The following is a 21,531-nucleotide window of genomic DNA, read 5'->3' on the forward strand; positions in this document are numbered from 1 at the left end:
GGCGCGGCCCGCGCGCCGACACGCGCCTTTATCCGCCGCCCGACCCCACCGAGAGCTATGAACGATACCAGCGACCGACTCGGGCGGCTGGCCGTCGTCCTCGCGGCCGTCCTCCTCGCCGTCCTCGTCGCGTTCGCGCTGTTCGTCGACTACGCCGCGGACCTCGCGGACGTGGTCGGCCTCCTGCTCGTCGCCGCCAGCGTGCCGCTGGCCGCGCGGGTCGGCGGACGGATAGCCGGGAGCCTGTTCCCGAACTACAACGTCGCGGAGGTGGCCGTCGAGGGACCCATCACCCGCGACGGGGGAAGCACCGTCCCGACCGGGGCCGTGGGCCAGTCCGCCGACGACGTGGTCGAGCAGATGGAGCGGGCCGACGAGGACGACGCCGTCGACGCCCTGCTGGTGAAACTGAACACGCCGGGCGGCGAAATCGTCCCCAGCGACGACATCCGGCTGGCCGCCGAGCGGTTCGACGGCCCGACGGTCGCGTACACGACCGATGTCTGCGCGTCGGGCGGCTACTGGATAGCCAGCGGCTGTGAGGAACTGTGGGCCCGCGAGGGGAGCGTCGTCGGCTCCATCGGCGTCCGCGGCTCCCGATTCACGGCGACGGGCCTGCTCGACCAGTTGGGCGTCGACTACGAGCAGTTCACGGCCGGCGAGTTCAAGGAGGCGGGCGTCCCGTTCACCGACCTCGACGACGAGGAACGGGAGTACCTGCAGGGGCTCATCGACGACCACTACGAGAACTTCGTCGAGACGGTCGCGGAGTCGCGCGACCTCGACCCCGAGTTCGTCAGGTCGACGGAGGCGAAGGTGTATCTCGGCGAGGAGGCGGCGGAACTCGACCTGGTGGACGCGCTCGGCACCCGCGAGGACGTCGAGGACCGACTCGAGGAACGGCTCGACGTCGAGGTCGCGGTCCGCGAGTTCGAGCCTTCGCGGGGGCTGGCGGCCCGGTTCCGCGGCGGCGCCGCGACGGTGGCGTACGCGCTGGGCCGGGGCGTCGCGGACAGCGTCGACGGCGACGCCGACTTCCGCCTGTAGGTTTTTAACCCACGGCGGCCTCGTTCCGCTGTGACCACGCTGGTGCTCTGTGTCGACCGGGACGGCGGGCTCACCGACGAGCCGGTCGTCGGCTGGGAGGCGGTCCGCGCGCTCGTCACCGACGTGGGCATCGAGGACCCCGAGGACTCGCAGGTGAACTGCCTGCTGGAGAGCCTGAAGGTGGCCCGCGACCTCCGGGACGGCAACGAGGACCCGGTCGTGGCCGTCGTCTCGGGGACGGGCGACGCAATCACCACCGACCGCGCCATCGCACGGGCCGTCGATGACCTGGTCGCGGAGTACGACCCCGACTCGGCCATCGTCGTCACGGACAGCGCGGAGGGCGAGCGCACGCTCCCCATCATCGAGTCGCGGGTGCGGGTCGACGCCGTCGACCGCGTGGTCGTCCGGCAGAGCCACGACATCGAGTCGACGTACTACGTGCTCAAACAGTTCCTCGCGGACGAGGAACTTCGGTCCACGGTGCTGGTGCCGCTGGGGGCGGCGCTTCTGGCGTTCCCGCTGTTGCTGTTCCTCGCCGAATCCATCACCGTCGCGCTGGCCGTCGTCGTGGCCGTCCTCGGAACCTTCCTCCTGTACAAAGGGCTCGGCATCGACGACTTCGTCGCCTCCCTGCCCCGGGCGGTCCGGGACGCCTTCTACTCCGGGCAGGTGTCGCTCGTCACCTACGTCATCGGGATTGGGCTGGCGCTCGTGGGCGTGTTCGCCGGCGCCATTGCCGTCTCACCGCTGGGCAACGACGGCGTGTTCATCACCGCGATGCGGTTCGTGTTCGACGCCGTGCCGTGGCTGGCGGCGGCGGCGCTGGCGGCCTCGACCGGCCGCCTGCTCGACGAACTGCTGGGCGACGAGGGCGTCCGGTCGGCGCTTCTTAACCTCCCGTTCGGCGTCGTCGCCGTCGGCCTCGTCGTCCGGGGCTTCTCGGCGTACTTCCTCGAGCGCGCGGGCGAGATTCCGGCGCTGACCGTCCCGCGACTCTCCGCCGGCGCACTCGAGGTGTCGTCGTTCACCCTCACCGTCTGGGAGCGGCTGGCGGTGTTCGTCGTCACCGGCGTCGCCGTCTCGCTGGTCGGCGTCCGGTTCGCCACCTACTTCTCGGGACGGGAGGTCGAGCGGGTCACCGAGAACCCCTGACTACACGACGCCGAGTTCGTCCGACGCCCCGACCGCGTTGCCGTCCTCGTCGCGCAGGACGGCGACGCTGTTCGCGCCGCGCACGTCGTCGACGTACTTCACCTTCCCCGCGTCGAGCCCGACGTACACGATTTCGGGGTCGTCGTCGTCGTCCACGTCGGCGGCAGTGACGGGAGCCTTCGCCGCGTCCGCCGCGGTGACGACCGTGGTGCCCTCCCCACCGTCGGCCGTCGGCGCGCCGGTCACCTTCACGTCGTTGCTCCCGTCGACGGCGACGACGCTGGCGACGCCGTCGTCGTCGAAGTCCGCCAGCGCACCCGCGCCGATGCCGGTGTTCGAGCCGGTCTGGCCGCCGTCGAGGTTGTTCGTCGTCCCGTCGGGCTCCAGATACCGGAGCTGTTGGCTGGCGTCCGCGAACACGAGTTCGTCGGTGCCGTCGCCGTCCACGTCACCGACGCCGGAGACGGCCTGCACGCCGTTGCCCGGCGTCGCCACCTCGACGGGCGAGTCGCCGGGCCGAACCCGGTAGAGGGTGTCGTGGTTCTCGTTCACGAAGAAGACGGAGGCGGCGCTCCCGTTCCAGCGGCCGACGCCGAGGCGCGTCTTCGACGTCTCGATGGTGCCGGGGATGTCGCCGCCGGAGGCGACGGTTGTGGTGCCGTTGGTGTCGTTGGTCAGCCGGAGCGACCCGCCGGCCGAGACGTACGGTACGTCGGCGCGCCCGTCGCCGGTGAGGTCGGTGTCGGCGGGGCCCAGCGCCGCGAGGTCAGTCGTCGCGGACAGTTCGACGACCGCGCCGTCGGGGGCGACGACCTTCACGCGGCCGCCCTCACCGGTGTAGAGCGTGCCGGCGGCACACGCCCAGGAGGCCTCCTTCGCGTCGGGGTTCTCGACCCGGAAGCGGGCGACGACGTAGGACGTATCGCTCCCGGGCTTCCGCCAGACGACGCGGAGTTTCTCGCGCTCGGGGTTGACGCGGGCGCTCTCGCCCGTGGTGAGTTCGCGGCCGCCCAGCACGCCGGGGTCCGCGACGCCCCGCACCTCGATGCGGTCGCCCTCAAGCGTGTCGCCGCCGCCGTGCCGGAGGCTGTACTGACACGCCCCCGGCGTCCCCGAGAGACTCAACTGCGCGGTCGGGGCCGGGTCGGTCGTCTCGGTGAGCCCCAGCGCCATCGTTCCGCCGATGACGCCGAGCACCACCACGATGGCGACGAGCAACGCCGCGCCGACGACCGGGGACAGCGCCCGTTCGTCGGACGACGACCGTGACCGGAACACACCGGTCGTTCGTGCTCCTGTCGGTTATATTCGTCCGGTCGCTTCAGTTCGAGAAAAACACCCCGGAGAGGGCCTGAACGCATCGTCAGTCGGTGATCGGCGCGCTGGCGCGAGACGGAGCGCCTATCTTCGCGGGACCGATAGGGCGGGTATGCGCGACGACGACGCCCCGTGGGTGAGCCTGTTCTCGGGCGGGAAGGACTCCTCGTGGGCGCTGTACCGGGCGCTCGAGGCGGGCCACCCGGTCGAGCGTCTCGTCACCGTCCACCCGGACGGCGACTCCTACATGTACCACACGCCGGCGACCCACCTCGCGGACCTCGCCGCGGAGTCGGTCGGCATCGAGTTGCTCGACGTCCACCCCGACGAGTTCGACGCCGCGACCGCGACCGATTCGGGGCGGCAGGGCGACGCGGAACTCGAACCGCTGGAGGCGGCCGTCCGCGCTCTCGGCGAGGAGTGGGGCGGCGTCGGCGGCGTCACCGCGGGCGCCGTCGAGAGCGAGTACCAGACCTCCCGCATTCGGGCGATGTGCGACCGCCTCGACGCCGAACTGTTCGCGCCGCTGTGGCAGGAAGAGCCTCGCGGCCTCGCGAACGCGATGCTGGATGCGGGGTTCGAAATCACGATTCTGCAGGTCGCCGCCTACGGCCTCGACGAGTCGTGGCTCGGTCGCACGCTCGACGCCGACGCGCTCGCCGACCTCGAACGGCTGAACGACGAGTACGGCGTCCACATCCTCGGCGAGGGCGGCGAGTTCGAGACGTTCGTGGTCGACGGGCCACACATGGACCAGCGTATCGACCTGGCGTACGAGACGGTATGGGAGGGCGACCGCGGCCACCTCGAAATCACGGACGCGACGCTGGAGTAGCCGGACGGCCGCGACCTACGTCTCGCCGTTCGAGAGCTTCGTGTGCGCGCCGACCAGCGCGCCGCCGAGGTCGACGTCCTCGAGGTGGGTCTCCTCGTCGACGATGGAGTCGTGGAGTTCGCAGTTGCGGACGGTCGCGTTCGGGAACACGACGCTGTTCTCGAGCGTGGAGTCGACGACGCGGGCCCCGCTCATCACGTGGACGTTCGCACCGACCTCGCTGTCGACGAGTTCGGCGTCGTCGGCCACGAGCGAACCGCCGTCGAGCGCCCACGCGACCGCCTCCAGATAGGATTCGGGCGTGCCGATGTCGAACCACGGCTCGTCGAACGAGAACGCGAACACCTCGTCGTGCTCGACGAGCCACTTGATGTACCAGCCGGGTTCGTCGGGGTTGTTGCCGTCGTCGAGGTACTCGTGGAACCGGAGCGCGTCCTCGGGGAACGCGTAGCAGGCGATGGACACGAGCGTGCTCGGCGGGTCGTCCGGCTTCTCCTCGAGCGCGCGGACGCGCTCGCCGTCAACGTCGATGACGCCGTAGGAGGTGGCCTTCTCCTTCGTGCCGACGTCGTAGGCCGCAAGCGCCGCGCCGTCGGTGCGCTCGAAGAAGTCGACGAACTCCGCGATGTCGAACCCGATGAGGTTGTCGCCCGCGACGACCACGAGGTCGTCGGCCACGCCCTCGCGGTCGACCAGTTGGCCGAGTGCGCCGACGACGCCGAACTTCTCGTCCTCTTCGGTGGTGTCCTCCACCGAGAGAGTGAGCTTCTCGAACTCGCTTTTCGCGATGTACGCCTCGAACTCGTCGGCGAACGCCTCGTTCGTGGAGACGAACACCTCCTCGATGCGGTCGTCGGCTTCCAGTTCCGCGAAGATGCGGTCGATGACGGTGGTGTCACCGACCGGCAACATCATCTTCGGCCGGTGGCGGGTGATGGGCCACAGTCGCGTGGCGTACCCCCCGGCGAGCACGACTGCCTTCATGCCCCGAACGTCACCAGCGGCCGATAAGTCCTTTTTCATACTCCACAATCCGCGGGCGTATGCCGCGTGTCTGACGCACATTTTTGCGGGATGGGCGGAAAGGCACGGTATGACCAGCCTAACGGAGGTTTACGAGGGAGGCGCAGGAGGGGCCGACCTTCGACGGCTGTACGGCGGTGTGGCGCTGTTCCTGTTGGGGGCAGTTCTGACCGTCGCCGGTATCGTCGTGGGAACATCGACAAGCGTCGCCGCGATGCTCGGCGTTGACGTGTACGGCGCACGCGAACTGGCGGGCATCTTCGCGGGGCTCGGGTTGCCGGCGACGTTCCTCGGCGCCATCATCGTGTTGCCGAAGGCGTCGACCAGACTCCGCGCCATCGCGGGGCTCGGGTCGGCCGTCGCGGTCGCCGGCGTCTGGCTGTTCACCGAAGTGTACCCGGGGCAGTGGTACGGGATGGCCACGGACTACACGCTCCACGTCACGGCCGTCTACTTCCTCGGAATCATCACGACGTTCTGGTGTCTGTTCGTCGCGGTCGCCAACTTCAAGGCGCGCAACGACCCCGGCGGCACGGTCCGCCTGGAAGTGACCAAGGAGGGGAAGACGAAGGTCGTCGAGGTGTCGAACGACCGGCTCAAGCAGGGGCTGGGGGGCATCGGCCTGCTCGGCGGCACGCCCGACGGCGAGGCGAAGACGCAGACGAACGGGCCGGGGTCGGCGGCCGTCTCGGACGGCGGCGCGGAGGTCAGCCACGCGAGTTCGCCCGACACCGGGGGGTCCACGTCGCGGTCGGCGGGCGGTAGTTCGCTCGAACAGGTGTCGACGACGCCCCAGCGGTCCGGCCCGACGACGACCGACGACGCCGAACTCGTCGACAGCGGCGCCGGGACGCCGCCGAGCGACCGCTACTGTGGCAACTGCGACCAGTTCAACTACGTCCGCACCGACGAGGGGCTCGAACCGTACTGCGGGCTCCACGAGGAAGTCATGGACGACATGGAAGCCTGCTCGCAGTGGTCGCCGAACAACTAGGGGAGCGTCTTCTCGACCCGCTTCCAGTGGGACCCCTTCCAGAAGCACTGCCCGCAGTCGCAACACCGCCAGACCGCTTCGTCTCGCGAGTCCGGCGCGTAGTCGGGGGTCGACGCCGCCGGGTCGACCCGCTGAAGTCGGCCGTTGCAGGCGCCACACCGCGTCGGCTCGGCGAGTTCGAGCCGCATCCCCCGGTCGTGGAGTTCCCGCAACTGTCCCTCGATCTCCCGTTCAGTGAGCAGGACCCCCTCCGCGCGGGCCGCGAGGTCGCGGTCGCGGGTCAGGAGCGTCCGGCCCTCCGCGCGGGACAGGTCCAGCACCGCGTCGTCGGCCTCGACGCCCCGGTCGAGCGCGTAGGCGGTGTCGTAGCCACACATCCGCAGGTAGACGGCGAGTTTCCCGCACATGGCGTCACAGAGGAAGGGGCCGTCGATGCTCACAGCCCCAGGAACGCCGCCACGTCGTCGGCCTCCCTCGTCGTGAGCACGTCCGCCGGTTCGGCCCACCCGCGGCGCGCGGTGTGGACGCCGAACCGGACGAACCCGTAGCTCGCGGGGGTGTGGGCGTCCGTGTCGATGGCGAGGGTCGCGCCCGCCTCGATGGCGCGCTTCACGTACGACCCGCTCAAATCGAGGCGGTGGGGGTTGGCGTTTATCTCCAGTGCCGTGTCGTTCGCCGCCGCGGCCTCAGCGACCGCCTCGACGTCGAAATCGAGGCCGGGACGCTGGTTCAGCAGGCGGCCGGTCGGGTGGCCGAGCACGTTCACCTCGGGGTGTTCGCAGGCCGCGACCAGCCGGTCGGTGCCGTCGCCATCCAGGGAGGCGTGCGGGGAGGCGACGACGCAGTCGAGTTCAGCGAGCACGTCGTCCGCGACGGAGACCGAGCCGTCCGGTGCGATGTTCGCCTCGACGCCCGTGAACACCCGAACGTCGGCGTCGGCCGCGACCGCACGCACCTCCTCGGCCTGTTCGAGCAGGGCGTCGTCGTCGACGCCGACGCCGCCGACCATCCCCGGGCCGGTGGCGTGGTCGCTGATGGCGATGTAGTCGTGGCCGAACTCCTCGGCGCCCGCGACCATCTCCGCGACACTGTCGTCGCCGTCGGACCACTCGGTGTGGAGATGGAGGTCGCCGCGGACATCCGTCTCGTCGATGAGGTCCGGCAACTCGCCCGCGGCGGCGGCGGCGACCTCGCCGCGGTCCTCGCGCATCTCCGGGGCGATGTACGGCAACTCCAGGGCCGCGTACATCGCCGCTTCCGTCTCGCCGGCGACGCGTTCGCCGACGCGCTGACCCGAATCGGGGTCGTCGACGCCCGACACGTCGAACACGCCGTACTCGTTGACCTTCAGCTCGCGCTCGATGGCGCGGTTCCGGAGCACGATGTTGTGGTCCTTGCTCCCCGTGAAATAGAGGAGGGCGCTCCCCCACTCGTCGGGGACGACGACCCGGAGGTCGACGCGGATGCCGTTCGCCCGCAGGGAGGCTTTCGAGGTGCCCGCCTCGATGGTCTCGGCGTCGAACTCGACGAAGCGGTCGACGACCGCCTGGCGGTCGTCGGTGGCGACCAGCACGTCCACGTCGCCGACGGTGGGGCGCCAGCGCCTGAGCGACCCGGCAGTCTCGACCCGCTCGACCGCATCGGACGCGCGAAGGTGGTCCATCACCCGCTCGGCGAGCGGCTGGGCGTCGCCCAATAGCTGGCGTTCGTGGCTCTCGCGTGCGAACGCGATGTTGTCGAGGATGTTCTGTTCCGTCTTGGCGCCGAACCCCTTCACCTCCTGTATCTCGCCGGCCTCGGCGGCGGCTTCGAGGTCGTCGAGGTCCTGCACGCCGAGCGCCTCGTACAGGTCCGCGACCGTCTTGGGGCCGACCCCCTCGACGCGCGTCAGCGCCTCGATGTCGACCGGCAGTTGCTCGCGCAACTCCTCGAGTTCCGCGATGGACCCCGTCTCGACGTACTCGACGATTTTTGCGGCGATGGCCTCGCCCACGCGGTCTATCTCTTCGACGGCGTCCTGGCCCTCGGCGGCCAGCGTCTCGACGGCGACGGTGTGGCCGCGGACGTTCTCGGCGGCCTGCCGGTACGCGCGGGGCTTGTAGTCGACGTCCAACGCTTCGAGGCGGTCGGCCATCTCCTCCAGCAGGGCCGCGACCTCGGCGTTCCGGCTCATCGCCCCCCGATTCGCGGCCCGTCGTCGTCGCCCAGCGCCTTCTTCAGGAAGTTCATCCACCGCTTCTGGTCCATCGCCTCCTTTCGTTGCTGTTCGCCCTCGATGTCGGTCGTCGTGCCGAGACTCTCCAGGGCGTTCAGCGCGCGGTCGATACCGATGATGGCCCGCGCGATATCCTCGCCCTCCTCGAAACTGATGTCGGCGTCCGCTATCCGTTGCTTGCGCTGGAGGCGCTCGCGCCGAAGGTTCTTCTTCGCGGTCTCGACCCGCTCGCGTTCGCCCGCGGGCACGGTGTCCCGGCGCTTTATCTCGAACACGAACTCCTGGAGGTCGAGTTCCTGGCCCTGCACGTCGATGCGGTCGGGAATCTCGGCGCCGACCGTCGCGCCTTCCTTCCCGATGCGTTCGAGCAGGATCTCCCGCTCGTACTCCTTCATTGCGTGCAACGTGGGCCCGCGGAACCAAAACTGGTCCGGCGCGCGTCTCGACGGCCGTCCGCGTAAACCGAATGCGGCGATAGGAAATCGGTGCTCGGCCACGACCCCCCACCACGAGTCCGGCCGGCGAGCGGCGTCCGCCGGCTTCCCGATGTCGCAGAGGATTTGCCGCCACGGCACCGATGACCGGTAATGCTAGCCGTCGTCGTCTCGCGTGCCGACCGGGCCTCCGAACACATCGGGGAGCAGTTGCTCGCGCTCGACCAGTGGACCGAACGCACCGACGCCGACCGCTCGGACGCCGAGGGGGGCGGCACCTACTACACGACCGACGGCATCGAACTCCGCACCTTCGAGGAACTTCACCTGCATCTCGACGACACCGCGGCCGCGTTCTCGGACCCGGACCTGCTGTTTTTCGCGTCGCGCCACTCCGGCGACACCGGTGCCCTGCTCACCGCCCACGCGACCGGCAACTTCGGCCCCGCGGAGTTCGGCGGCACGGACGGCGACCTCGCGCGGGCCGCGCCGAACGCGCTGGCGGACCTGCTGGTGGCGTTCGACCGCCACGCGCCCGACGAGTACGGCGTTGGGATGGAGTGTACCCACCACGGCCCGAGCGAGGTGGGCTGCCCGTCGCTGTTCGTCGAGTTGGGCTCCAGCGACGAGCAGTGGGACGACTCCGCGGGTGCCGAGGCCGTCGCCCGCGCCGTCCTCGACGTTCGTGACGCCGCTCCCGACCGCGAGCGCCAGCTAGTCGGCTTCGGCGGCGGCCACTACGTTCCCCGCTTCGAGCGGGTCGTCCGCGAGACGGACTGGGCCGTCGGCCACGTCGCCGCCGACTGGGGGCTCGACGACATGGGTCACCCCCGGGAGGCGACCGAGACCGTCGAGCAGGCGTTCGAGCAGTCGGCCGCCGAGGTTGCGCTGGTCGACGGCGACCATCCGGTGCTCCGCGAGGTCGTCGCGGACCTCGGCTACCGGGTCGTGAGCGAGACGTGGGTGCGGGAGACGTCGGCCGTCCCGCTCGACACCGTCGAGCGCGCGGAGGCGGCGCTGTGTCCGGTCGACGACGGACTCCGGTTCGGCGCGCCCGCCGCGGGCCACGACGGGGAGTTCGCCGTGGTCGAGTTGCCGGCGGAGTTGACCGAGGAGGCGACCAACGTCGACCCCGATGCGGCCCGCGCCGCCGTCGCCGACCGCGCGGTCGCGTTCGAGACGGTCGAGAACGGTACCCGCCCTCGTGGGCGGGCGGCGCTGGCCGCCGCGTCCCGAGACGACCTCGTCTGCGCGCTCGCGGACGTGCTCCGGGAGGGCTACGACGAGGTGACGGTCGCCGAGGACCGGGTGGTGGCACGCGAGGAGGCGTTCGACCCCGCGAAGGCGAAGACGCTCGGAATCGAGGAGGGGCCCGCATTCGGCAAACTCGCGGCCGGCGAGTCCGTGGAGGTGCGCGGCCGGGAGATAGACCCCGAGCGCGTGCGGACCGCGCGCGAGGTCGAGTTCCCCCGCTGAGGGGTCGATTTCGTATCGTGGCTACAGGTTTATCGCCCGTTTTCGGAGAAACGCCCGGAATCGAGCGCGAAATCGTGTGACGGGCGTCAGACATCGGGGAAAGATACAATACCCGTATGCGCAATAGCCGCGTTCAAATGGACTCCATCATCGAGGATGCCATTGACGAGGCCGAGGAGAACAGGGAGGAGGCTCCGGATGGGAACGGAGCGGGGGAGACGAACGCACAGCCGTCGACGTCGGGCACGATGACCGACGACGAACTGGCGAGCGTCGTCAAGGACCTCGAGACGAAGATCACCGTCGTCGGCTGTGGCGGCGCCGGCGGCAACACCGTCACCCGGATGCACGAGGAGGGCATCCACGGCGCGAAACTCGTCGCCGCCAACACCGACGCCCAGCATCTCGCGGGCGAGGTGGAGGCCGACACGAAGATACTCATCGGGCGCCAGCGCACCGGCGGCCGCGGCGCCGGGAGCGTGCCGAAGATCGGCGAGGAGGCGGCCCAGGAGAACATCGAGGACATCGAGGCGTCCATCGACGACTCCGACATGGTGTTCATCACCGCGGGGCTGGGCGGCGGCACCGGCACCGGCTCCGCGCCCGTGGTCGCACAGGCCGCCCAGGAGCAGGGTGCGCTCACCATCGCCATCGTCACCATCCCGTTCACCGCGGAGGGTGAACGACGGCGGGCGAACGCCGACGCCGGCCTCGAACGCCTGCGAGCGGTCGCTGACACGGTCATCGTCATCCCGAACGACCGCCTGCTCGACTACGCGCCGAACCTGCCGCTCCAGGACGCGTTCAAGATCTGCGACCGGGTGCTGATGCGCTCGGTGAAGGGGATGACCGAACTCATCACCAAGCCCGGCCTCGTCAACGTCGACTTCGCCGACGTGAAGACCATCATGGAGAACGGCGGCGTCGCCATGATAGGTCTCGGGGAGTCCGACTCCGAGAACAAGGCACAGGACTCGATACGCTCGGCGCTCCGGTCGCCGCTGTTGGACGTGGAGTTCGACGGCGCCAACTCCGCGCTGGTGAACGTGGTGGGTGGTCCCGACATGTCCATCGAGGAGGCGGAAGGCGTCGTCGAGGAGATATACGACCGCATCGACCCCGACGCCCGCATCATCTGGGGCGCGTCGGTCAACAACGAGTTCGACGGCAAGATGGAGACGATGATAGTCGTCACCGGCGTCGAGAGCCCACAGATATACGGCAAGAGCGAGGCGGAACGGGAACGCGCCGCCCAGCGGGGCGGCGGTGGCGGCGGCGGCAACCGCGTCGGCGGCGGCGTCGGCGGCCAGGCCGCACAGGGCGACGACATCGACTTCGTCGAGTAACGCGTCCTTCTCCCCATCTCCCGGCTACGCGCTACCAACAGGTATAGAAGCCCTCACTGGTTTGTTCGCGTATGGACGTACCCTACGACCTCTCCAGCTACGTGCGGGTGTTGAAGCTGGCGAGCACCCCATCCTGGGAGGAGTTCTCCCGGGTCGCGCTCATCGCCGGCGCCGGTGTCGCGCTCGTCGGCCTGCTCGGGTTCATCATCTTCATCGTGATGAGCTTCCTGCCCGGAGGTGTCTGAGATGGGTATCTACGCCGTCAAGACCACCGCCTCGCAGGAACGCACCGTCGCGGACATGATAATGAATCGCGAGGAGGAGTCGGTTCACGCCGCCCTGGCGCCCGACTCGCTGACCTCCTACGTGATGGTCGAGGCCGACGACGCGAGCGTCTTCGACCGCATCCTCGACGAGATTCCCCACTCGCGGGGCGTCGTCCCCGGGGAGTCGAGCATCGCCGAGGTCGAACACTTCCTGTCGCCGAAGCCGGACGTCGAAGGCATCGCGGAGGGCGACATCGTCGAACTCATCGCCGGCCCGTTCAAGGGCGAGAAGGCGCAGGTCCAGCGCATCGACGAAGGGAAAGACCAGGTCACCGTCGAGTTGTACGAGGCGACGGTCCCCATCCCGGTGACGGTGCGCGGCGACCAGATTCGCGTGCTGGACAGCGAAGAGCGCTGACGTACTCGTACTCGTCGCCGGCTCCGTCCTCGCTCCGTTCGCTCACTCGACCAGCGAGCGCACAGTAGCTCCTCGGCCCGTTCTCCGTAGGCGATACCGGTCAGCGGCAGGACCGTCCTGTCGTCCGGTCGAACCAACTCTTTACGTCACAGGGGCCGCGAGCGACTAGCAATCCGGCCTGACTGGACCGACGGAGACACCATGCCTACCCGCCACCGGCTCCGGGGGATGCTCGCGCTGGCGACCAGCCAGCTCCGCGGCCACCGCACCGCAACGGTCCTGGCCGTCGGCGGCGTCGCCGTGGCCGTCCTGCTGGTCGTCCTGCTCGGCGGCGTCGGCTACGGCGCGGCGACGAGCGGTGGCGACGCCGTCTCGTGGTTCGAGCGCGACCTCTGGGTGACGGGCGGCGGCGCACAGCTCCGCCCGGGCTCCGTCGAGGGCGTCGCCAACCCCATCCACGACGCCCACGAACTGGGCCGCGAACTCGAAGCCCGGCCCGGCGTGGAACACGCCCAGCCGTTCGCGTTCCAGACGGTGTATCTCGGGACCGACCCTGACGACCTTGAGACGGTCGTCGGCGTCGGCGTCGGCGGCGACGCCGGCCGCCTGCGCATCGCCAGCCGGTTCACCCGCCGGGACCGCCACTACGCGAACGGGACCTACGAGGGGCCGATGACCCGCCGGGTCGTCGTCGACGAACGGACCGCCGCCCGCTACGGGCTCGACGTCGGCGACACGGTCCACATCGGGGGAACGGTCACGGCCGCCCGCGAGCAGACGTTCACGGTCGTCGGCACGCCGCGTGACCTCTCGAACCTCCTCGGCGCGCCGACCGTCGGGATGCATCTCAGCGAACTCCAAGAAGTCACCGGAACCACGGGGACGGACCCGGCCGCCCTGCTGACGCTGACGCTGGCGCCCGGTGCGCGCCCGGCGGCCGTCGAGCGGGCCATCGAACGGCGACCCGAGGGGCTTGACGTGCGCACGGGACGCGAGCAGTTCCGGGCGACGGTCGCGTCCCGAGCGCCGACCATCGGGAGCCTCGTCGCGCTGGTGGCGCTGTCGGTGGTCGCCGGCGTCGCGCTGGTGGTGAACGTCCTCGCGCACGTCGTCGCCCGACAGCGGCGACATCTCGCGGCGCTCAACGCGACCGGCGTCTCCGCGGCGACGCTCACCGGCGTCGTCGCCCTGCAGGGCGGGCTCCTCGGACTCGCCGGCGGCGTCGTGGCGTTGCTCGCGGTCGGTCCGGCGGCGGCCGGTCTGAACCACGCCGTCGAGCGACTCACCGGCTTCCCCGGGCTCGTCGTGCTCCCGCCGTGGCTCGCCGCCGGCGGACTCGTTCTCGCAGTCGGCCTCGGCGTCCTCGGCGCGGCAGTCGCCGGCCGCCGCGTCGCACGGCTCGACCCGATAGCGACCCTCGAACGCTGACCGAGCGCGACCCGAAAGAGGTCGTCGCGCCCGCCGTCAGTCCCGACGGCGCACCACGAGGAACCCAACGGCCAGTAGCGCGACCACGGCGACGCCGACGCCGAAGCCGGGACCGTCCGCCCGCGTCGTCACGGTCGTCGGTGAGGGGTCCGACGGGGACACGGTCACCGTCGGCGACGGGCTGGCCGTCACCGTGGGCGACGGGCTCCGCGACGGACTCGGCGACGGACTCGGCGACGGATTCGGCGATGGGCTCGGGGAGGTTGGCGTCGGACTCGACGAGCCGCCACCACCCGACGACTGCTGGACGTCGACCTGGGTGGTGTCCGTGTCGTCGGCCGACGCGACGGTCGCGTCGTAGCCGCCGGCGTCGCCGGCCGCCGTCTCCCACGTCAGCGTCACGGTCGTCGACGCGCCGGCACCGAGCGTCACCGTCGCGGTGTCACGCTCGACGCCGTCCACGGTCAGCGCGACGTTCTGCGTCCCGCTCGCACTTCCGGTGTTCTCGACGGTCGCGTCGACCGACAGCGTGTCGCCCTCGACGACCGGGCTGTTCGTCGAGTCGACGGTCACCTGGAACTGCGCCGACGGTGTCGTCGCGTCGGCCGTGAGCGCGTACAACCCCACGTTCTGGCTCCCGACGTAGACGGTGCCGTTCGCGACGACCGTCGAGTAGAGGTTGTCGGTGGTCTCGAACCGCCCCGCCTCCGTACCCGACGAGGCGTTTATCGCGTACATCGTGCCCTGACCGCCGCCGACGTACACCGTTCCGTCGACCACGACCGACGCGCCGAGGCTACTCGACGTATCGAACGTCCAGTCCGTCGCGCCGGTGGTCGCGTCCAGCGCGTACAGTTCGCTCACTCCGTCGACGTACACCGTTCCGCCGACGACGGCCGGTGACGACGGGGAGCTACCGTCGGGTCCGATGGAGACGTTCCACCGTTCGGTCCCCGTCGAGGCGTCGAGTGCGAACGCGAACCCGTCCGGGGTGGCGGCGTAGACGGTCCCGTTCACGACTGCCGGTGCAGTTTCGACGTTGTGGGCCGTGGCGTAGTCCCACTGTTCGGCACCAGTCGCCGCATCGAGCGCGTAGACGTGTCCGCCTTCGAAAGAGCCCGAGCCGATGTAGACGGTGCCGTCCACGACCGCGGGCGAGGAGTCGACGGACGTGAAGCTCCCGTCGACCCCGAAGCTCCACCGCTGGGAGCCGGTCGACGCGTCCAGCGCGTACACCGTGCCCTCGCCGTCGCCGACGTACACCGTCCCGTCGACGACGGTCGGCGAGGACGCCACCGCCCCGTCGGTGGTGACGTTCCATATCTCGTCGCCGGTCGACGCGTCGAGAGCGTAGACGCGACTGTCGTCGCTCCCGAAGTACACGACGCCGTCGACGACGGCCGGCGAGGAGTCGATGTCCCCCGACGTCGAGAAGGTCCACTCCTCGGCCCCGGTCGTGGCGTCCAACGCGTACATCGTCCCCTGGAAGTTCAACTCCCCCACGTAGACGGTGCCGTTCACGACGGCTGGCGCCGACGTGATGGGATCGCTCGTGGTGAAGTTCCACAGTTCCTCGAGTTCGCCCGTCGGACCCGGCCCATCGACGTGACCGGAGTTCTCGGCGTTGCCGCGGAACATCGGCCAGTCGGAGTCGGCGTCCGCCGTAGCGACCGACACCGACGTGGTCGCCGAATCGTCCGCGGAACCGACCGATGCGGTGTAGCTACCGGCGTCACCGTCGGCGGTCTGCCACTCGAGCGTTACCGTCTTCGTCGCACCCGCGGCCAGGCTGACCGACTGGCTGTCCTGCTGGACGCCGCCCACGCTCAGAGTGATGTCCTGCGTCTCGCTCGCGTCGCCGGTGTTCTCGACGGTCGCATCGACCGACAGCGTGTCGCCCTCGACCACCGGCGAGGTCGTGCTCTCGACGGTGACGAGCACCGCGTCGACCGGCGAACTCGTCAACACCGGGTCGAACCGGACGTTCGCCGCGGTCGCCGAGGAGCCGTTGGTGACGTTGCTCCCGCTTCCGTCGGCGAGCGTGCCCGTCACGGGGTCCCCGTACGGTCCGGCGCTCCCGGGCCCGTCGGAGGTGCCCCAGTAGTTGTTCCGGGCGTCGATTACCTCCGGCCCCTCGTCGGATTCGACGTTGTGGTTCTCGACGCCGAACCCGTCCGCGTCGAGGACGTTGTAGCTGATGTCGACGGCGTCGACCGGGCCGACGGCGAAGTAGTCCTCGTTGACGACGATGGCGTCGCCGCCCGTCCGAATCACGTTCCGCTTGATGACCTGCGACCCGTTGCCCGTGGCGTTGGCGGAGTAGGTCTCGAGCAGGACGCCGGTGACCGACCCGCTCTCGTTGCGGACGGTGTTGTTCTCGACGGCGAGGGTGCCGCCGGGGTCGGCCTGCGCGGCGACGGCGATGCCCGTGGTCGAGACGTCGGTCACGGTGTTGTCGGCGACCGACGCGTCGTACTCGGGGTCGTCGCCGTCGAGCCTGAGAGCGACCCCCGCGTTGGCGCCAGCCACCGCGTTGTCCGCGACCGTGAGGTTGCGATGGGCCGCACTACTGCCGTCGGCGCGGACGAAGACGCCGGCGTTGCTCCCCGCGGAGATATCGTTGGCGACGACGGACACGTTCTCCGTCTCCTGGTTCGTGTACCCCATCAGGAGCCGGGCGCCGGCCTGCATCGCGGTAACCGAGTTGTCGTGAACCGCCAGCCCGTCTATCCGACCGCCCGTCGAGCCGAGCCGTAGCTCGATTCCGGTCTGCACGTCGGTGACGTCGTTCCCGGCGACGGTGACGTTGCGGGTTGCGACCCGCGACTCGTCGCCGAAGAACTCGACGCCGGGATAGAACTCGCCCGAACCGTCGAGGCTGTTGTTCGCGATGCGGACGTCCGCGAACGTCGCGTCCTCGCCGGTGTAGTCCATCGACACCACGCCGGCGTCCGTCGAGTTCAGGCTGTTCTCGACGACATCGACGTTCCGAACGGTCCCGTTCGCGCCGACGCCGTCGAGGACGAACGACTCGTCGGGCGCGTCGACGCTCGAGTTCGACAGTTCGACATCGAGCATCGCCGTCCGGTCGTAGCTCATGTCGACCCAGACGCCCGGACCGCTCGGCCCGAAGTCGGCGTCGTAGGCCACGTCGACGTCGAGGTTCGACAGCGTGACGTCGGCCAGCGTCGCCCCGGCGTCGTCCGCCTGCATCTGTACCGCGGTGCTGGCCGTCGAGAGGTCGCCGTCCCGGACGGTCAACCCGTCGAGCGTGCTCCCCTCGTCGAGCACCACGTTCAGCGCCTGGTCCGTCACGTACCGCGCGCTGACGTTCGTGAACGCGATGTCCGTGGCGGTCGCACCAGCGGGCACCTGGAGGTCCACCGCGGTGGAGACGTTCCGCACCGAGAGGTTCGAGACGGTGACGTTCGTGCGGGCACCGGCGCCCGCGTTCACGCGGACCGCGGTGCCGCCGTCGGAGTTGCTCGGGGCGTGCGGCCCGACGACGACGTGGCCGTCGCCGTCGATGGCGACGCGGTCGGCGCGGACGTCGATGCAGGGTTCGCCGTCGTCGCTATACGTGATGTTCGAGGTGAGGACGTACGTCCCCTCCTGTGTCACGTCGGTACAGCTCGATATCGGCGCGTTCGAGACGGCCTGCTCCCAGACCGTCGCCGCCCCGGTGTCCCAGCCGTGCTCGCTCCGGACGGCGAGTTCGTGGGTGCCGACGTCCGCGGTGGTGGTCGACCACTCGAACGTCGCGGTGGTCGAGCCGTCGCCGGCCACCGTGACGCTCCGGCTGTCCACGACGCTCCCGTTCGGACCGAGTAGTTCGACGGTCTGGGTGGTCTCTTGGGTGCGAGCGTTGGTGAGCGTCGCGTCGACCGACAGCGTCTCGCCCGCCCGAACCGGGCCGTTCGTGCCGTCGATGTCGACCGTGAGGTTGACCGGCGACGGGGGCGAGCCGTCGTGGCCGACGGGCGCGTACACCGAGAAGTACGTCACGTTCTTCGAGACGGTGTTCGCCGCCGCGTCGGCGGTGCCGCCGGTGTTCGACCAGCGCGACCCGTCGTAGCGCCACAGCGCCAGCGTCGACTCGTCGAGGCTCGCCGGAACGGCCGCGTCGTCGTAGCCGACGGTCGCGTTCAGATAGCCGTCGGGCGCGGTGTCGTTCACCGCGAGGAACACCTCCACGTCGTCCGTGTTCGCGGGCGGAGCCGGGGCGTCGCCCGGTGCGAGCGGGTCGACCGTCACGTTCCGGGCGGTGCCGTCGACCCGTGACGAGGAGAGCGAGACGCCGTCGAGGGTGGCGCTGGCGCCCGTGAGGTTGAGGTCGGGGCCGGCGGCGCTCACATCGACGTCGTGGAGGGTCGCCGTCCTGACGACGGGAAGCGCGATGCCCGACCCCGTCGCGTTGCCGACGGCGACGTCGGTCAGGTTGACGTGGTCGTTGGGGCCGGTGTCCCGGTCGCCGTACCGGGCCACGACGCCGGGGCCGCCGGTGTCGTTGATTGAGACGTTCCGTGCCCTGAACCGGCCGAACGCGTCCGCGTCGGTACCGAACCCGTCTTCGGTCAGTTTCTCGACGCCGGCCGCGGAGGCGTTGTCGACGCGAGCGTCGACGAGCGTGACGTTGTCGCCGCGCAGTTCGACGCCGGTTCCGTTGCTGTCGGTCGCCGCCAGCGACGCGACCGTGAGTGCGTCGTCCCTGAACTGGTTCCCGCGCTCGTTGATGCGGACCCCGTCGTCGGTGTCGTCGACGCTGACGTTCGAGACGCGCCCCTCGTCGGCCTGCACGAGCAGTCCCTCGGCGTTACGAACGTCGCTCACGCTGAGGTTCGCCGCGTCGAGCGACCCGGCCACCGAAATCGAGAGCCCGTGGCTGCCGACCTCGCTGACGTTCACGTCGCTGACGTGCGCCTCCTCGCTACCGACGAACTGCGCGCCCCACTCCTCGACGTCGGAGGCGTTGACGACCGTCACGTTCTCGACGGTCAGCCGGGAGTCCGCGCCGGCCTGGATGCCGGTGCCCTTCAGGGTGTCCTCGACGTGTACGTCACGAACCGTCGTCGTACCGGTCGAGGTACTCTGATACGTGTCCGAGAGAGCGACGCCCCCGCCGACGTCGCTCACCGTGGTGTTCGTGAACGCGATGTCCCTGTCGGCGCTGACGGTGACCGCGTACTGGGCACCGAGCGACGTGGTCCCCGTCACCAGCGAGTCGCGGACGGTCACGTCCTGTTCCGCGTTGATTCCGAGGCCAAGCCCCCGGTCCCCGAGCTGGTCGAACTGCCGGACCGTGAGGTTGCGGATGGTGACGCTCTCGTCGCAACACCGCCCGCCCTCGTTCGTGTCGACGGAGAGACCCGTGTGGTTCACCTGCGTTATCGCCGTGTCCTCGACGGTGACCGGCCCGACGCTGGAGACGTCGACGGCCGGATAGCCAGACTCCAGGTAGTAGCCGGAGTCGGTCACGGTGACGTCCGACAGGACGACCCGGGACGGGTAGACGAACGGCCGGTCGACCTTCCCGATGTCCACCGCCGAGTCGTAGTAGAAGTAGCCGTCGTCCCGGATTCCGTACGGCGCGCTGTCCTCGATGGTCGTGTTCCGCACGGCGACCGTTCCGTTGGTCTGGAAGGTGACGATGCCCTCGGTGTCCGTTCCCGAGACGGTCACGCCTTCCAGGGTCACGTTGGTCGCGTACGACGCGTCGTAGCCGACGTTGCCGTCGGTGAGACGGAGGTTCCGGACGGTCACGTTCTCGACGTACGCGCCCGAGCGACCGAGCACGCGGACGCCGGTGCTACCGTTTATCTGTTCCGCGAAGCCGTTGCTGTCGAAGGTGTTGTTGTCGTAGCCGTCGATGGTGTGGCCGTTGCCGTCGATGGTCACCTCGCTGGCCTTGACGACGAGACAGGCGTCGGACGACCCGACGGCGAGGTCGCTCGTCAACTCGTAGCTCCCGGACGCCGTGATGTTCCGACATGAGTCGATGTCCGTGTTCGTCGGCGTCGGGGTCGGCGTATCGGTGGTCGGCGTCGCTGTCGGCGTCGCCGTGTCCGGCGTGGGACTCGGCGACGGCGACGGACTCGGCGACGGCGACGGACTCGGCGACGGCGACGGACTCGGCGACGGACTCGGTGACGGACTCGGCGACGGCGACGAAGCCGGTGTGTCCGGCGTCGGTGATGGAGTCGGCGTCCCCGGCGTCGGTGATGGAGTCGGGGTACCGCCGTCCGAGGCGTCGCCCAGCGGCGCGAACACCGAGAACGACGTGACGTTCGCCGAGAGGGTGTTCGCGGACGTGTCGAGCGACCCGCCGACCTCGCGCCACGTGGTGTCGTTTCGCCACAGCGACAGCGTCGACTCGTCGACGTCGGCGGCCGACGAATCGGTGTACGACACCGTGAGGTCCATGTACGCGTCGTCGGTCAGGTTCGACGCCTGGAGGTAGACGCCGATGTCCGTCATGCCGGCAGGGGGCTGGGGCGTCGTACCGGCCCGCTGGAGATACACGTCACGGAGCGTGAAGGAGAACCGGACGCCCCCGTAGCCGAGGTCGGCGTTCCTGAACGTGTTGTTGACGACGTGTGGCGTCTGGTCGGGCGCGAACAGCGGGCTCACGGCCGACTGGCTGTTGTCCACGAGCGTCGTGTCCCGGAAGACGTTGTGGTCGGCGCCGTCCAGCAGGATACCGCCGCCGTTGCCGGTGACGGTGTTGTTCTCGAAGACGCTCCGGTTCGCCTCGATGCGGAGCCCGTTTTCGTTGTTGGCGAGCGTGTTGTCGGCGACGCGGGCGTCCTCGGTGCCGTGTTGGGCGCTTCCCAAGACGTACACGCCGTCGGAGTTGTTCCGCACGACGTTGTTCCGGACGGTGTTGTTCACCCCACCGAGCACGACCCCCGCGCGGGTGCCGTCGCGTATCTCGTTGTTCCTGATGACGGTGTCCGTGGCGGTGTCGTCGCCGACGAACACGCCCTCCTGGTTGCCGACGAAGCTGTTGCTCCCGACGACCGCATTCGAGCCGTCGATGAGGAGGAGGCCGACGGCCTCGGTGTCACGGACGGTGCTGTCACGGACGACCGCCCCGGACGCCTTCTCGAGATAGATGCCGGCGCCGTCCCCGTTCGCGCCGTTGCCGGCCGCCGTGACCGAATCGAGTGTGAGGTCCGTGACCGCCGTCGCGGCGAGGTCGCCCACCGAGACGCCCCGCTCCCAACCGGTCACCGCGACGTCCCGGAGCGTGACGTTCGATGTCGCCGCGACGACGCGGACGCCGACGCTCCCCGCCGAGCGGTTCGCGCCATCGAGCCCGTGTCCCCCTCCGTCGAGCGTGACGTCCGAGGCCGTTATCTCGATGCAGGTGTCGGTCGAGTCGTTGGTGACGTTGGCCGTCAGTTGATAGCTCCCGGCGGCGTCGATGGTGGTACAGGAGTCGACGGGCGTCGCGTTGGCGGCCGCGGTCACGGCCAGGGGGCCGGCGACGGTCGCCACCGTCGAGCAGACGACGACGAGCGCCAGCGCCACCGCCCTGACCCGGTCGGCCGAACCGGTCGAACTCATCGGCTCGCCCC

15 protein-coding genes are annotated in these 21,531 nt (G+C 69.9%); 9 read left to right on the plus strand and 6 right to left on the minus strand.

The window, feature by feature from the left end; genetic code table 11:
* The first annotated feature begins 57 nt into the window (after window positions 1-57).
* Together sppA and NL112_RS01180 are read left to right on the plus strand one after the other, a co-directional pair.
* The gene (sppA, locus tag NL112_RS01175) at window positions 58-1,047 is read left to right on the plus strand and encodes a signal peptide peptidase SppA (RefSeq protein WP_255150794.1); all 990 of its coding nucleotides are present in this window, start codon (window positions 58-60) and stop codon (window positions 1,045-1,047) included.
* Window positions 1,048-1,077: 30 nt separating this feature from the next.
* Complete coding sequence (locus NL112_RS01180; protein ID WP_255150795.1) at window positions 1,078-2,202, plus strand: DUF373 family protein; 1,125 nt, start codon at window positions 1,078-1,080, stop codon at window positions 2,200-2,202.
* Here the strand turns inward: NL112_RS01180 and NL112_RS01185 are convergent, their stop codons facing one another.
* Entirely contained in the window at window positions 2,203-3,480 is a 1,278-nt protein-coding gene (locus NL112_RS01185) for an archaellin/type IV pilin N-terminal domain-containing protein (protein WP_255150796.1), read from the minus strand.
* A 151-nt stretch (window positions 3,481-3,631) separates the two neighbouring features.
* On the opposite strand from NL112_RS01185, the gene NL112_RS01190 reads away from it, so the two are divergent.
* Window positions 3,632-4,354 (plus strand): diphthine--ammonia ligase, encoded by a 723-nt coding sequence (locus tag NL112_RS01190; RefSeq protein WP_255150797.1) that lies wholly within the window; start codon window positions 3,632-3,634, stop codon window positions 4,352-4,354.
* A gap of 15 nt (window positions 4,355-4,369) precedes the next feature.
* On the opposite strand, the gene NL112_RS01195 is transcribed toward NL112_RS01190, so the two are convergent.
* Window positions 4,370-5,338 carry a nucleotidyltransferase family protein gene (locus NL112_RS01195; RefSeq protein ID WP_255150798.1) on the minus strand — a complete coding sequence of 323 codons (969 nt, stop codon included), beginning with the start codon at window positions 5,336-5,338 and terminating at the stop codon, window positions 4,370-4,372.
* Window positions 5,339-5,447: 109 nt separating this feature from the next.
* On the opposite strand from NL112_RS01195, the gene NL112_RS01200 reads away from it, so the two are divergent.
* A complete protein-coding gene (locus NL112_RS01200; RefSeq protein WP_255150799.1) occupies window positions 5,448-6,371 on the plus strand; it encodes a cell division protein CdpA domain-containing protein in 924 nt (307 codons plus the stop codon).
* On the opposite strand, the gene NL112_RS01205 is transcribed toward NL112_RS01200, so the two are convergent.
* From NL112_RS01205 to NL112_RS01215, 3 genes are read right to left on the minus strand one after another with little or no spacing between them, the layout of a single operon-like run.
* Complete coding sequence (locus NL112_RS01205; protein WP_255150800.1) at window positions 6,368-6,811, minus strand: Mut7-C RNAse domain-containing protein; 444 nt, start codon at window positions 6,809-6,811, stop codon at window positions 6,368-6,370. The genes NL112_RS01200 and NL112_RS01205 overlap by 4 nt on opposite strands.
* On the minus strand, window positions 6,808-8,544 hold the full coding sequence (gene polX / locus NL112_RS01210; RefSeq protein ID WP_255150801.1) for a DNA polymerase/3'-5' exonuclease PolX: 1,737 nt from the start codon (window positions 8,542-8,544) through the stop codon (window positions 6,808-6,810). The genes NL112_RS01205 and polX overlap by 4 nt, the downstream gene beginning before the upstream one ends.
* Window positions 8,541-8,981, minus strand: coding sequence for a DUF5788 family protein (locus NL112_RS01215; RefSeq protein ID WP_255150802.1), 441 nt, complete (start codon window positions 8,979-8,981; stop codon window positions 8,541-8,543). The genes polX and NL112_RS01215 overlap by 4 nt, the downstream gene beginning before the upstream one ends.
* A 192-nt stretch (window positions 8,982-9,173) precedes the next feature.
* Here NL112_RS01215 and NL112_RS01220 point away from each other — a divergent pair, with 192 nt between their 5' ends.
* From NL112_RS01220 to NL112_RS01240, 5 genes are all read left to right on the plus strand, one after another.
* Entirely contained in the window at window positions 9,174-10,496 is a 1,323-nt protein-coding gene (locus NL112_RS01220; RefSeq protein ID WP_255150803.1) for a D-aminoacyl-tRNA deacylase, read from the plus strand.
* Between the two features lie 137 nt (window positions 10,497-10,633).
* Window positions 10,634-11,842 (plus strand): cell division protein FtsZ, encoded by a 1,209-nt coding sequence (ftsZ, locus tag NL112_RS01225; protein WP_255150804.1) that lies wholly within the window; start codon window positions 10,634-10,636, stop codon window positions 11,840-11,842.
* 71 nt (window positions 11,843-11,913) lie between these two features.
* Complete coding sequence (locus tag NL112_RS01230) at window positions 11,914-12,087, plus strand: protein translocase SEC61 complex subunit gamma (protein WP_255150805.1); 174 nt, start codon at window positions 11,914-11,916, stop codon at window positions 12,085-12,087.
* 1 nt (window position 12,088) lies between these two features.
* On the plus strand, window positions 12,089-12,526 hold the full coding sequence (locus NL112_RS01235; RefSeq protein ID WP_255150806.1) for a transcription elongation factor Spt5: 438 nt from the start codon (window positions 12,089-12,091) through the stop codon (window positions 12,524-12,526).
* A gap of 201 nt (window positions 12,527-12,727) precedes the next feature.
* A complete protein-coding gene (locus NL112_RS01240) occupies window positions 12,728-13,954 on the plus strand; it encodes an ABC transporter permease (RefSeq protein WP_255150807.1) in 1,227 nt (408 codons plus the stop codon).
* 36 nt (window positions 13,955-13,990) lie between these two features.
* On the opposite strand, the gene NL112_RS01245 is transcribed toward NL112_RS01240, so the two are convergent.
* Window positions 13,991-21,520 carry an outer membrane protein assembly factor BamB family protein gene (locus NL112_RS01245; RefSeq protein ID WP_255150808.1) on the minus strand — a complete coding sequence of 2,510 codons (7,530 nt, stop codon included), beginning with the start codon at window positions 21,518-21,520 and terminating at the stop codon, window positions 13,991-13,993.
* Window positions 21,521-21,531 lie beyond the last annotated feature (11 nt).

Source organism: Halorarius halobius (genome assembly GCF_024298865.1).
Taxonomy (GTDB): domain Archaea; phylum Halobacteriota; class Halobacteria; order Halobacteriales; family Haloarculaceae; genus Halorarius; species Halorarius halobius.